10 protein-coding genes are annotated in these 13580 nt (G+C 69.5%); 2 read left to right on the top strand and 8 right to left on the bottom strand.

The window, feature by feature from the left end:
- Positions 1 to 10: 10 nt before the first annotated feature.
- Together ABZ877_RS04015 and pta are read right to left on the bottom strand one after the other, a co-directional pair.
- Complete coding sequence (locus ABZ877_RS04015; RefSeq protein ID WP_361063927.1) at positions 11 to 1228, bottom strand: acetate kinase; 1218 nt, start codon at positions 1226 to 1228, stop codon at positions 11 to 13.
- Positions 1229 to 1277: 49 nt separating this feature from the next.
- Entirely contained in the window at positions 1278 to 3353 is a 2076-nt protein-coding gene (gene pta / locus ABZ877_RS04010; protein WP_361063923.1) for a phosphate acetyltransferase, read from the bottom strand.
- Positions 3354 to 3664: 311 nt separating this feature from the next.
- Between pta and ABZ877_RS04005 the strand changes: the two genes are divergently transcribed.
- A complete protein-coding gene (locus ABZ877_RS04005) occupies positions 3665 to 4690 on the top strand; it encodes a 6-phosphofructokinase (RefSeq protein WP_361063920.1) in 1026 nt (341 codons plus the stop codon).
- Positions 4691 to 5005: 315 nt separating this feature from the next.
- Here the strand turns inward: ABZ877_RS04005 and ABZ877_RS04000 are convergent, their stop codons facing one another.
- The 6 genes from ABZ877_RS04000 to ABZ877_RS03975 form a co-directional block, all read right to left on the bottom strand.
- Positions 5006 to 5710, bottom strand: coding sequence for a helix-turn-helix transcriptional regulator (locus ABZ877_RS04000; protein ID WP_361063917.1), 705 nt, complete (start codon positions 5708 to 5710; stop codon positions 5006 to 5008).
- A gap of 82 nt (positions 5711 to 5792) precedes the next feature.
- The gene (locus ABZ877_RS03995) at positions 5793 to 6623 is read right to left on the bottom strand and encodes a carbohydrate ABC transporter permease (protein ID WP_361063914.1); all 831 of its coding nucleotides are present in this window, start codon (positions 6621 to 6623) and stop codon (positions 5793 to 5795) included.
- Complete coding sequence (locus tag ABZ877_RS03990) at positions 6624 to 7430, bottom strand: sugar ABC transporter permease (protein ID WP_361064729.1); 807 nt, start codon at positions 7428 to 7430, stop codon at positions 6624 to 6626.
- Between the two features lie 97 nt (positions 7431 to 7527).
- Positions 7528 to 8898, bottom strand: a complete 1371-nt coding sequence (locus tag ABZ877_RS03985) for an extracellular solute-binding protein (protein WP_361064726.1) — start codon at positions 8896 to 8898, stop codon at positions 7528 to 7530.
- Between the two features lie 297 nt (positions 8899 to 9195).
- Complete coding sequence (locus tag ABZ877_RS03980; RefSeq protein WP_361063911.1) at positions 9196 to 9873, bottom strand: response regulator; 678 nt, start codon at positions 9871 to 9873, stop codon at positions 9196 to 9198.
- Positions 9870 to 11504 (bottom strand): sensor histidine kinase, encoded by a 1635-nt coding sequence (locus tag ABZ877_RS03975; protein WP_361063908.1) that lies wholly within the window; start codon positions 11502 to 11504, stop codon positions 9870 to 9872. The genes ABZ877_RS03980 and ABZ877_RS03975 overlap by 4 nt, the downstream gene beginning before the upstream one ends.
- Before the next feature lie 151 nt (positions 11505 to 11655).
- Here ABZ877_RS03975 and ABZ877_RS03970 point away from each other — a divergent pair, with 151 nt between their 5' ends.
- On the top strand, positions 11656 to 13062 hold the full coding sequence (locus ABZ877_RS03970) for a cation:dicarboxylase symporter family transporter (RefSeq protein WP_361063905.1): 1407 nt from the start codon (positions 11656 to 11658) through the stop codon (positions 13060 to 13062).
- The last annotated feature ends 518 nt before the right edge of the window (positions 13063 to 13580 follow it).

Raw genomic sequence — 13580 nt, 5'->3', positions numbered from 1 at the left:
GGGTGTGTGCTCAGTCGTTGCGGGGCGCGACCAGTGCGTAGGTCTGCCGCGCGATCTCCAGCTCCTCGTCCGTGGGGACCACCGCGACGGTGACCCGGGCGTACTCGGGCGAGATGATCCGCGCCTCGTCGGAACGTACGGAATTGAGCTCGCCGTCGACCGCGAGGCCCAGCTCGGCCAGGCCCGCCACCGCAGCCTCCCGCACCGGCGCCGCATTCTCACCGACCCCGGCGGTGAACACGAGCGCGTCCACCCGCCCGAGCACCGCGTAGTAGGCGCCGATGTACTTCTTCAGACGGTGGATGTAGATGTCGAAGGCGAGCTTCGCCTCCTCGTCGCCCGCGTCGACACGGCGCCGGATCTCGCGCATGTCGTTGTCACCGCACAGACCGATCAGGCCGCTCTTCTTGTTCAGGAGGTCGTCGATCTCGTCCGCGGACATGTTGCCCACCCGCATCAGATGGAAGATGACGGCCGGGTCGACGTCGCCCGAACGCGTCCCCATCACCAGACCTTCGAGCGGCGTCAGGCCCATCGAGGTGTCGACGCAGACGCCGCCGCGCACCGCGGAGGCCGAGGCGCCGTTGCCCAGGTGCAGGACGATGACGTTGATGTCCTCGGGCTCCTTGCCGAGCAGCTCCGCCGTCTTGCGCGAGACGTAGGCGTGCGAGGTGCCGTGGAAGCCGTAGCGGCGCACCCGGTGCTGGTCGGCGGTCTTCACGTCGATCGCGTAGCGCGCCGCCGACTCCGGCATCGTCGTGTGGAACGCGGTGTCGAAGACGGCGACCTGCGGCAGGTCGGGGCGGAGCGACATCGCCGTACGGATGCCCGTGAGGTTCGCCGGGTTGTGCAGCGGCGCCACCGGGATGAGCCGCTCCACCTCCTTGAGCACGGCGTCGTCGATCACCGTCGGCTTGGAGAAGAACAGCCCGCCGTGGACCACGCGGTGGCCTATCGCGGCGAGGTCGGGGGAGTCCAGGCCGAGCCCGTCCCGGGCCAGCTCGTCGGCGACCGCCTTCAGCGCCTCCTCGTGGTCGGCCATGCGCTCCTCCCGCTCCCGCGCCTCACCGCCGTCCCCGGTCAGCGGGGTGTGCTTGAGGCGCGAGGTCTGCTCACCGATCCGCTCGACGAGACCGGCGGCGAGCTTGCTCCCGTCGCTCATGTCGAGGAGCTGGTACTTCACCGACGAGGAGCCGGAGTTGAGGACGAGGACTCGGGTCGCAGTCACGGATGAGGATGCCTTTTCGTCGGGTACGTCTGAAGTGTCTGTGGCAGGGTCAGCCGGTCGGCGTCTGGGACTGGATCGCCGTGATGGCGACCGTGTTCACGATGTCCCCGACGAGCGCACCGCGCGACAGGTCGTTGACCGGCTTGCGCAGCCCCTGCAGGACCGGCCCGACCGCGATGGCGCCGGCCGAGCGCTGCACCGCCTTGTACGTGTTGTTGCCGGTGTTCAGGTCCGGGAAGATCAGCACGCTGGCCTGCCCGGCGACCTCCGAGCCCGGCAGCTTGGTGGCCGCGACGCTGGGCTCCACGGCGGCGTCGTACTGGATCGGCCCCTCGATCCGCAGGTCGGGGCGGCGCTCGCGGACCAGCTCGGTGGCCTCGCGGACCTTGTCGACGTCGGCGCCGGAGCCCGAGGTGCCGGTGGAGTACGACAGCATCGCGATGCGCGGGTCCACGCCGAACTGGGCGGCGGTCACCGCGGACTGCATGGCGATGTCGGCGAGCTGCCGGGCGTCCGGGTCCGGGTTCACGGCGCAGTCGCCGTAGACGAGGACCTTGTCGGCCAGGCACATGAAGAAGACCGAGGAGACGATCGCGGCCTCCGGCTTGGTCTTGATGATCTCGAAGGCGGGCCGGATCGTGGCGGCCGTGGAGTGCACGGACCCCGAGACCATCCCGTCGGCCAGGCCCTCCTGGACCATCAGCGTGCCGAAGTAGTTCACGTCGGCGACGACGTCGTGGGCCAGCTCGACGGTGACGCCCTTGTGGGCGCGCAGCTCCGCGTACGCGGCGGCGAACCGGTCCCGCAGCTCGGAGGTCTGCGGGTCGATGACCTCGGTGTCCGCGAGGTCGATGCCGAGGTCCGCGGCCTTCTTGCGGATCTGCTCGACGGGCCCGAGCAGGGTCAGGTCACAGACGCCGCGGCGAAGCAGCACGTCGGCGGCGCGCAGCACGCGCTCCTCCGTGCCCTCGGGCAGGACGACCCGGCGCCGCTGCGAGCGGGCCTGTTCCAGCAGCTTGTGCTCGAACATCATCGGGGTGAGCCGGTCGGTGGACGGCGCCTGGATGGTCTTGAGCAGCCCGGCCGTGTCGACGTACCGCTCGAAGAGGCCGAGGGCGGTCTCCGCCTTGCGAGGTGTCGCCGCGTTCAGCTTCCCCTCCAGCGCGAACAGCTCTCCGGCGGTGGGGAACGAGCCGCCGCTGACCGCCACGACCGGGGTGCCCGGCGCGAGCCGGTCGGCGAGCTTCAGGATCTCCTCGCCCGGCCGCTCGTTCAGCGTCAGCAGGATGCCCGCGATCGGCGGGGTCCCGGCGCTGTGCGCGGCGAGCGAGCCGACCACCAGGTCCGCGCGGTCGCCGGGGGTGACGACCATGCAGCCCGGGGTCAGGGCGTTGAGGAAGTTCGGCAGCATGGCGCCGCCGAAGACGAAGTCCAAGGCGTCGCGGGCGAGCCCCGAGTCGTCGCCGAGCAGGACCGTTCCGCCGAGGGCGTGGGTGATCTGGGCGACGGTGGGCGCGGAGAGCGCGGGCTCGTCGGGCAGCACATAGGTCTCCACCGGCAAATGGCCCGCGAGCTGCTCGTGGATCGCGTCGCGGTCCTCGGCGGCGACCCGGTTCGCGATCATGGCGAGGACGTCGCAGCCCAGGCCGTCGTAGGCACGGAAGGCGTTGCGGACCTCGGCGCACACCGAGTCGGCGGTCTGCTTCTTGCCGCCGACGACGGGCAGGACGGAAGCCCCGAACTCGTTGGCGAGACGCGCGTTCAGCGCCAGCTCGTCGGGGAGCTGCGTGTCGGCGTAGTCCGTACCGAGCACCAGGACGACGTCATAGTCACGGGCCACCACATGGAACCGGTCGACCAGGAGCGAGAGCAGCTCGTCGGTGCCCTGCTCGGCCTGGAGCGCGGCCGCCTCGTGGTAGCCGAGGCCGAACACGGTCGCCGGGTCCTGGGAGAGCCGGTACCGCGCCCGCAACAGGTCGAACAGGCGGTCCGGGCCGTCGTGGACGAGCGGGCGGAAGACGCCCACCCGGTCGACCTGGCGCGTCAGGAGCTCCATCACTCCCAGCTCGACGACCTGGCGGCCGTCGCCCCGGTCGATCCCGGTCACGTACACGCTGCGCGTCACGCGTGCTCTCCGTTCCTGTCGTGACGTCTCCGTCATGGCCGGCCGGTCGGCCGGACCGCCGTGCGGCCGACCGTCTCCTGGCCCAAAAAATGGCCATATCGAAAGCTGTGCCCTATTGACAATACCTCTGGCGCTGGCTAGGTCGCCCGCCGGACAAAAGCCCTGTACAGCCCCTTGTGCAGCAGGGTTCCCACGCCCCCGCACAGCATGCCGAAGTGGTCCGCACGGCGGGGGCGAACGCGGCGCCCCCCGGAGCGTGGAAGAATCGACATCGCTCACACGTAACGGCAGCGAGCAGGAGACACAGCACGATGCGCATCGGAGTTCTGACCGCAGGCGGCGACTGCCCTGGACTGAACGCAGTGATCCGGTCGGTCGTGCACCGCGCCGTCACGCACTACGGCGACGAGGTCCTCGGCTTCGAGGACGGCTACGCGGGCCTCCTCGACGGCCGCTGCCGCACCCTCGACCTCAACGCCGTCAGCGGCATACTCGCCCGCGGCGGCACCATCCTCGGCTCGTCCCGCCTGGAGCGCGACAAGTTCCGCGCGGCCTGCGAGAACGCCAAGCAGCTCGCCGAGGAGATCGGCTTCGACGTCCTCATCCCCATCGGCGGCGAGGGCACGCTCACCGCCGCCCGGATGCTCTCCGACGCGGGGCTGCCCGTCGTCGGCGTCCCGAAGACGATCGACAACGACATCTCCTCCACCGACCGCACCTTCGGCTTCGACACCGCGGTCGGCGTCGCGACCGAGGCGATGGACCGCCTCAAGACCACCGCCGAGTCCCACCAGCGCGTCATGGTCGTCGAGGTCATGGGCCGGCATGCCGGCTGGATCGCCCTCGAGTCCGGCATGGCCGGCGGCGCCCACGGCATCTGCCTCCCCGAGCGGCCCTTCGACCCCGCCGACCTCGTCAAGATGGTCGAGGAACGCTTCGCCCGCGGCAAGAAGTTCGCCGTCATCTGCGTCGCCGAAGGGGCACACCCCGCCGACGGCACCATGGACTACGGCAAGGGCGCGATCGACCAGTTCGGGCACGAACGCTTCCAGGGCATCGGCACGGCGCTCGCGTACGAGCTCGAATCCCGGCTCGGCAAGGAGGCGCGGCCCGTCATCCTCGGCCACGTCCAGCGCGGGGGTACGCCGACCGCGTACGACCGGGTGCTCGCCACGCGGTTCGGGTGGCATGCGGTCGAGGCCGCGCACCGGGGGGAGTTCGGGAAGATGACGGCGCTGCGGGGTACTGACATCACGATGGTGCCGCTGGCTGACGCGGTGACCGAACTCAAGACCGTCCCGAAGGACCGGATGGACGAGGCGGAGTCCGTCTTCTAGGCGCGGCCGGGGTTTTGCGCGGGGGCGCGTCTGCGGGGCTCGTGTGCGTCGCCGGGCTCGGGTGCGATGTGGCTGGTCGCGCAGTTCCCCGCGCCCCTGGATGCGCACTTCGTGCGCCCCCCGGGGTCGCGTCTGCGGGGTGCGTGGTCGTCGTCCGGGTGCGGCTTCGTCGTGGCTGGTCGCGCAGTTCCCCGCGCCCCTGGGGTGCGCACTTCGTGCGGCACCCCCTTCGCCGCGCCCCTGGGGTGCGCACTTCGTGCGGCACCCCCTTCGCCGCGCCCCCCTCGCCGTCCCCCCTCCGGCCCCGCCCCGCGCCTACTCCATCCGCACGCGGGACCAGAACTCGTCCAGGATTCGGTCCAGGAAGGTTCGGCCCGCGTCGCCTGATTGTGCGGATGCGCCTCCGCCCCAGGTCAGGGTTGATGTCATCAGCGCCTGGTACTCCAGGTGCATCTCGTGCAGGACGTCCTCCGCCTCCCGGCGCGGGACCGGGACGAGGCGGGTCAGGGGGCGGACGTACGCCTGCCAGCGTGTGGTCGCCGCGTTGCGGAGCAGCTCCGAGAGCGGGCCGTCCCGGCCGGTCACCGTCGTCAGGGCGCGCGGTGTGAGCCGGAGCGCCGCCGCGAGGGCGCTGGACTGGCGGTCGTTGCCGCGCCACTGGCCCGTCTCCTCCACGCGGAGGTACGCCTGGAGGTCGAGGCCGACCTGGCGCGCCACGTCCTCGGGGGCGAGCCCGAGCGCGAGCCGGTGTTCGCGCAGCGTGCGGGGCGCGCCGATGAGTTCGCCGGGGGAGCACCACAACGCCCCGGCGAGCGCGGTGAGTTCCCCGGCGAGGGGCGTCGCCTCGCCGCGCTCCCAGGCGACGATCGTCTCCGGGGTGATGTGCGCGAGCCCGTAGGACGCGCGCATGCCGTACGCGACATGGCCCGGCGCCATGCCGAGCGCCTCGCGCAGGCGACGGGCGGCAGGGGCGTTGAACGGCGGGGTCGGCTGATGCGCCGCGGCGGTGTGCACGGGCACAAAGTAGGGGGGAACGGGCCGCTTGGCTACGGTGCGTTCAGCTCGCGTGACATGTCGTAGGAACGTACAGGGCGGGAACCGCTCACCCCTTGACCGCGCCTCCGAGCGCGAAGCCGCCCCCGAACCGCCGCGAGACCAGCACGTACAGCAGGATCACGGGCGTCGAGTAGAGGACGGAGAACGCGGCGAGCTGGCCGTAGACGACGGTGCCGCGGTTGCCGAAGAAGTCGTTGATGCTGACCGAGGCGGGCATCTGGTCGGGGGAGAGCAGCAGCATGAAGGGGACGAAGAAGTTGCCCCACATCATGGCGAAGCAGAAGACGGTGACGACGGCGACGCCGGGCCCCATCAGCGGCAGCACGATCCGCACCAGCGACTGGAAGGTGCCGGCGCCGTCCGTCCACGCCGCTTCCTCCAGCTCCTTCGGGACGCCGTCCATGTAGTTCTTCATCAGCCAGATGGCGAAAGGGAGTTGGGACGCGGTGAAGAAATAGATCGTCCCCGCCATCGTGTCGATGAGATTGACCTGCACGAACAGCGCGTACACCGGAACCATGACGGCGGTGATCGGCAGACACGTCGCGAAGAGGATCGTCGTCAGGTACGGGTTGTTGAGGCGCGAGCGGTACCGGGACAGGGGGTACGCGGCGAGCGCCGCGCAGGCGACCGTGAGCGCCGTCGCGCCGCCGCACAGGATGAGGCTGTTCAGCAGCGGCGTGAAGGTGATGTCCGGCTTCAGGACCGCGTCGAAGTTGTCGAACGTGGCGTGGGAGGGGAACTTGACCTTGAGGTTGGCGTCGGCGTCCAGCGAGGACAGCACCACCCACGCCAGCGGGAGCGCGAAGGCGGCGGCGACGAGGAACAGCGTCGCGTCGGCGGTGACCCGGTTGCGGCGGGTACGGCTACGGGCCACTCATGCCTCCGAGCGCAGCAGGCGCATGTAGACGAGCGAGAACAGGGAGCCGACCACGAGCAGCAGCAGGGCGACGGCCGTGCCGTAGCCGATCATGCTCTTCTGGAAGGCCTGCTCGTACATGAACAGGGGCAGCGTCTGACTGTGGTTGCCGGGTCCGCCCCTGGTCATGACCCAGATCAGCCCGAAGACGGACAAGGTCTGCAAGGTGTTGAGCATCAGGTTGGTGCCGATGGAGCGGCGGATCATGGGCAGGACGACGTGCCACAGCCGCTGCCAGGCGTTCGCCCCGTCGACCTCGGCGGCCTCGGTGATCTCCTTGGGGATCTCGGAGAGCGCCGCCGAGTAGACGAGCATCGAGAAGGCGGTCCCGCGCCACACGTTCGCGAAGGACACGGCGAGGATCGGCAGCGTGAACAGCCAGTTCTGGCTGGGCAGATGGAGCCAGCCGAGGATCGCGTTGAGCGTGCCCTCGCGCCGGAAGAAGGCGTAGAGCAGGAACCCGGCGACGACCTCCGGCAGCACCCACGCCGTGATGACGACGGCCCCGGTGACCGTACGCACGGGTTTCGAGGCGCGCTGCATGAGCCCGGCCAGGGCGAGACCGAGCGTGTTCTGGCCGACGATGGACGACAGGAACGTGAAGACGAGCGTCAGCCGCACCGCGTTCAGGAACGCGTCGTCCTTGAACGCGGCCCGGAAGTTGTCGAACCCGACGAACGACGAACTGGCCTGGCCGGTGAGCTGGAGATCGGTGAAGGCGATGTACGCGCAGTAGGCGATCGGGCCCGCGAGGAAGAGGGCCATGATGATCGTGGCCGGTGCGACGGGCAGGGCGCGCAGGGCGGAGCGGCGACGGATCACGTGAGGGTGAACCCCTTCCAGTTCTCGCGGACTCACCGGATCAGGGCTTGTTGACCACCTTGCCGTCGGCCGCCGTCTTCACCTGCTCGTCGTAGGTCGACGCCGCCTTGTCCACCGACGCGTCCCCGGTGGTCACCGACTCCATGGCCTCCTGGATCGCCGTGGAGACCTTCGGGTACGCGGGGTACGCCGGCCGGTAGTGGGTCGTGGCGACGAGGTCGGTGAAGAACTTGATGCCGGGCTGCGCCTTCACGTACGCCGGTTCGGCGGCGACGTCCTTGCGGACCGCGATCCCGGAGTTGGCGATGTACCAGCGCTGGGCGTTCGCCTTGGTCTGCATCGTCTTGATGAAGTCGAAGGCGAGGTCGGGGTTGCCCGCCTTGCTGGGCACGGCCCAGGTCCAGCCGCCGGACATGGAGACCTTGCCGGGCGCCTGCCCGTTCTGCGTCGGCATGGTGGCGAGCCCCAGTTTCTGCGACCACTCGGGCCATTCGTGGCCGCTGCCCTTCAGCCAGTCCTGCGGCAGCCAGGAGCCGTCGAGGTTGATGCCGAGCTTGCCCTTGGGCAGCATCTCGCCGCGCACACGGGTCGCCCAGTTCGGGTCGAGCGCGTCGGAGACGTCGGGCCCGAGCTTCTCCTTGAAGACGGTCTCGACGAACCGGAGGCTGTCCTTGAACGCCTTGGACCCCGCGATCCACTTGTTCGCGGAGGCGTCGTACAGCGGATCGGCACTGGCGGCGCCCGGCGTTCCGTACAGGAGCATCTCGAACCCCTGCATGGTCGCGGCCTCGCCGTTGGGCTTGCCGGTGTAGACGTTCAACGGGATGGCGTCCCGCACCTTCTTCTTGATGGTGCGGGCGGCGTCCAGGACCTCGGCCCAGTTCTTCGGCTGCCAGGGCGTGGCGATGCCGGCCTTGGCGAAGATGCCCTTGTCGTACCAGAGCCCGCGCGTGTCCGTGCCGTCCGGGACGCCGTACGTCTTGCCGTCCTGGGCCTTCGCGGCACTCTTCGCGGTGTCGATGAACTGGCCCCAGTCGGCCCACTTCTCCAGGTACAGGTCGAGCGGCTTCAGATACCCGCTGGTGATGTCCGAGTTGATGAGGAAGGTGTCCTCGTAGACCAGGTCGGGCGCGGTCTTCGGCGACCGGAGCATCTGCTGGAGCTTCGTGTAGTACTCGGCGTCGGGCGCCTTGATCGGCACGAGCTCGACTTTCTTCCCCGGATGAGCCTTCTCGAACTGCTTCTTCATCGCGGCCAGGTAGGTGTCCATGACCTTGATCTGGTTGTCCGTGGACTGCTTGAACGAGACCTTGATCGTGTTCGCGTCGCTGCCGGAGCCGCCGCCGCAGGCGGTGAGCGTTCCGGCGGCCAGCAGGGCGGTGGCGACGAGGAGAGGAGCGGTGGGGCGCACAGGCACGACCTCCTACGGAGCTCACGGGCATCGTTGCCGCGCGGGGCTGCCCGGAAACGTAAGGGCCGCTTCGGAACAAGGTCAATGGGCGTGCGCCGGACCGTCATGAGGTACCGGGGACGCGAGGAGGGTGCTGTTGACCCAGGCGAGCCGTCGCCCCACAGCCCCCGGTACGGATCGCCGCCGTCCCGGCGAGCGGCTCCGGCGACGGAGGTCGGGCCGACCCGCGCAGGGGAACGGCCGTCCGGCACGGGCCCGGTCGGCCAGGGCCGCCTCACCCGCTCCCGCAGCGGCTGATCACTTCCAGGTGTAGATCAACTCGGGCCGGCCGACCTGCCCGTACTGCGGACTGCGTACGGCACGCCCCGAGTCCACCAAGTGCTCCAGATACCGCCGCGCGGTGATCCGCGAGATCCCGACAGCCTCGGCGGCACCGGTGGCGGTCATCCCGCCGTCCCCGACATCACGGAGGGCCTGGGTGACCCGCTCCAGAGTGGGCGCGCTGAGCCCCTTGGGCAGCGCGGCGGGGGCGGGCGACCGCAGATTGGCGAGGGCCCGGTCGACCTCGTCCTGCCCGGTGGCCTCACCGCTCGTGGTCCGGTACTCGGCATACCGCAGAAGCCGGTCCCGCAAGGTGGCGAAGGTGAACGGCTTCAGCACGTACTGCACGACCCCGAGCGAGACACCCTCCCGCACCACCGCGAGATCCCGCGCCGACGTGACGGCGATGACGTCCGCCTGATGCCCGGCGGCCCGCAACGACCGGGCGAGCGCGAGCCCGTGCCCGTCGGGCAGATGAAGATCGAGCAGGATGAGGTCGACAGGCGCCCGCTCCAGGGCCCGCCGCGCCTCCGCCGCACTGTGCACCTTGCCGACGGTGACGAACCCGGGCACCCGGTTGACGTACAGGGCGTGCGCGTCGGCGGCGACGGGATCGTCCTCCACGACGAGCACACTGATCCGCGATCCGGTCATGGCGTGGTCCCGTCCTCGGAGGTGGTCGCGGCGAGCGCGCTCGAATGCAACGGCAGCCGCACACGGAACTCGGCGCCGCCGTCCCCCGACTCTGCCAGCTCCAGCGTCCCCCCGTTGCGCCGCACAGCCTGCCGTACGAGGGCCAGCCCGAGCCCGCGCCCCCCGGGCCCCGCCGGCTTGGTGGACCAGCCGCGCTCGAACACGGCGTCGGAGTGCTCCGGATCGACCCCCGGCCCGCTGTCGGCGACACACAACACCAAGGCGTCGTCCGTGGCCCGGGCGGTGACGGTGACACGCGCCCGCACCGACCCCTGAGCGGCGTCGACGGCATTGTCGACCAGATTGCCGAGCACGGTCACGAGATCCCGGGCGGCGAGAGCCTGCGGCAGCACCCCGTCGTCGATGCGCGTATCACCGGAGACGACCAGCTCGACCCCCCGCTCGTTGGCCTGAGCGGCCTTGCCCAGCAGCAACGCGGCGAGCACGGGCTCACTGACCGCCCCCACCACCTGATCGGTGAGGGCCTGCGCGAGCTCCAGTTCAGCGGTGGCGAAGTCGACGGCCTCGTCGGCCCGCCCCAGCTCGATGAGCGAGACGACGGTGTGCAGACGATTGGCCGCCTCATGGGCCTGCGACCGCAACGCCTGCGTGAACCCCCGCTCCGAGTCCAACTCGCCCATGACGGACTGCAGTTCCGTGTGATCGCGCAGGGTGACGACGGTCCCTCGCCGCTCCCCACTGGCGACCGGCGACGTATTGACGACGACAACCCGGTCAGCCGTCAGATGCACCTCATCGACCCGGGGCTCGGCGGCGAGCAGCGCCCCGGTGAGCGGCGCGGGCAGCCCCAGCTCGGCGACCCCGCGCCCCACGGCATCGTCCCCGACACCGAGCAGCTCACGAGCCCCATCGTTGATCAGAGCGACCCGCCGCTGCCCGTCGAGCATGACAAGCCCTTCCCGCACAGCGTGCAAGGCAGCCTGGTGATAGGCGTGCATCCGGCTCAGCTCAGCGGCGTTCATCCCATGCGTATGCCGCCGCAGCCGAGCATTGATCACGTAGGTCCCGATACCCCCCAGCACAAGGGCAGCCCCCGCCACACCCGTGACCGCGAGCACCTGCCCCCGGGCCTGGGCGGTGATCTCCTCGATGGTGATCCCGGCACTGACAAGACCGACGATCCGCCGCTGCTTCCCGTACACAGGAGTCACCACCCGCACAGAGGGCCCAAGAGTCCCGGTATAGGTCTCAGGAAACGTCCGCCCCTCCAAAGCGGGCCCGATGTGCCCGAGAAACCGCTTCCCGATCTGCTCCCGATCGGGATGCGTCCACCGGATCCCGTGCGTATCCATGATCGTCACGAAGTCGACCCCGGTGTGCCGCTGCACGTCAGCGGCGTAGGGCTGAAGCCGTACGGACGGATCACCGCCCCCCTCGATGGCAGCCCGCACCGAGGGCGAGTCGGCGACGGCCCTGGCGGCGGCGGTCGCCTGCCGCTGCGCCGCCCGCTCGGCCTGCCCGCGATCACTGACGTACGTGAACAGCGCGCACCCCGCGACGACGACCGCGACCAGCACGGCCTGCATCGCGAAGAGCTGCCCGGCCAGGCTGCGAGGAAGGGGGAGACGCATGCGGCCCAGTGTGCCCGGTCGTATAAGCGCGAACTAAATGAACGGAAGGGTGACGGTCCTCACGGCCTGGGAGATAGTCACCGGGATTCCCAGACCGTGAGCCGCACGGCCTGTGCGTACCCGAACCCTTCTCAACCGTTCCAGTACGCCGATGTCGTCGTCAGGAGGAACCGTGGCCGAGACCGCGCCCGCGACCAAGCCCCCCGCCAAGCGGGACCGCACGCATTACCTCTACATAGCCGTGATCGTCGCGGTGCTGCTCGGCATCGCCGTCGGCTTCATCTGGCCCGACTTCGCCAAGGAGCTCAAGCCCCTCGGCACGGGCTTCGTGAACCTGATCAAGATGATGATCTCGCCGATCATCTTCTGCACGATCGTCCTGGGCGTCGGCTCGGTCCGAAAGGCCGCGAGCATCGGCAAGGTGGGCGGCCTGGCCCTCGGCTACTTCATCATCATGTCGGGCGTGGCCCTGGCCATCGGCCTGGTGGTCGGCAACATCCTCCACCCCGGCGACGGCATGCACCTGACGGAGGCGACGAAGGAGGTCGGCCACACGGCGGCCAAGGACGCCGCCGAAGGCCCGGTCGACTTCCTCCTGGGCATCATCCCCCACACACTCGTCTCGGCCTTCACCGAGGGCGAGGTCCTCCAGACCCTCCTCGTCGCCCTCCTGGTCGGCTTCGCGCTCCAGGCGATGGGCCGCTCCGGCGAACCGGTCCTGCGCGGCGTCGAGCACATCCAGAAGCTGGTCTTCCGCGTCCTCGGCATGATCATGTGGGCGGCGCCCATCGGCGCGTTCGGCGCGATGGCGGCGGTCATCGGCGAAACGGGCGTGGACGCCCTGAAGGCCCTGGCCACGATCATGGTCGGCTTTTACGTCACGTGCGCCCTGTTCGTAGGCGTGATCCTGGCCCTCATCCTTCGCTTCGCCGCAGGCTTCAACATCTTCGCCCTGCTCAAGTACCTGAGCCGGGAGTTCCTCCTGATCCTCTCGACCTCCTCCTCCGAATCGGCGCTGCCCCGCCTGATCGCGAAGATGGAGCACCTCGGCGTGAGCCGCCCGGTCGTCGGCATCACCGTCCCGACCGGCTACTCCTTCAACCTCGACGGCACCATGATCTACCTGACCATGGCGTCCCTCTTCATCGCCGACGCCATGGACCAGCCGATGAGCATCGGCCAGCAGATCGGCCTGCTCCTCTTCATGATGATCGCCTCGAAGGGCGCGGCCGGCGTCTCCGGCTCGGGCATCGCGGTCCTCGCCAGCGGCCTCCAGTCGCACAAGCCGGCCCTGGTCGACGGAGTCGGCCTCATCATCGGCATCGACCGCTTCATGAGCGAGGCCCGCGCCCTGACGAACTTCGCGGGCAACGCGGTGGCCACGCTCCTCATCGGCACCTGGACCGGCGAGGTGGACCGCGCGAGGGTCCAGCGGGTCCTGGCGGGCGACCTGCCCTTCGACGAGCGCACCCTCCTCGACACGACCACGGACGACAAGACCGACAAGGACTCCCCGGCGCCCCGCACGGACGGCCCGAAGGAGCCGGTCACGGCCTGACGGACAGACAACGAAGCGGGGCCTGGCACACATGTGCCGGGCCCCACTTGTACGACCGGGGGCGGATGGCGTAAGGTCCTTCGAGTTGTCACGGAGCCGATCGGTTCCGCGCACAACACTCTCGCCGCTGAAGCGGCACCCACACATCAGCACGATCTCCTTCTGGGATTTGTTTTCGGCGTGCCCGAATTCATTTCGCTTCGCTCCGATTAGGAACGAGGACGGGAATCAGCTAATGTCTAGGACGTCGGAACGGCCCAACGGCTGGAGCGACAAACCCGGTTGACAGGGAATCAGCCCCGAAAGGATCTGATAGAGTCAACACCGCAGGAAGGCCGAAAGGCCGGAAAGCGAAAGAAGTACCGAGCAAGACCCCGAGGAAATCGGATCGAAAAGATCTGATAGAGTCGGAAACGCAAGACAGCAAGACCGAAGGGAAGCGCCCGGAGGAAAGCCCGAGAGGGTGAGTACAAAGGAAGCGTCCGTTCCTTGAGAACTCAACAGCGTGCCAAAAGTCA

The sequence above is a fragment of the Streptomyces sp. NPDC046939 genome (assembly GCF_040644575.1).
Classification (GTDB): Bacteria; Actinomycetota; Actinomycetes; order Streptomycetales; family Streptomycetaceae; genus Streptomyces.
Note: the sequence above shows the minus strand (reverse complement) of the source record. Positions and strands in the feature narration are given on the sequence as shown.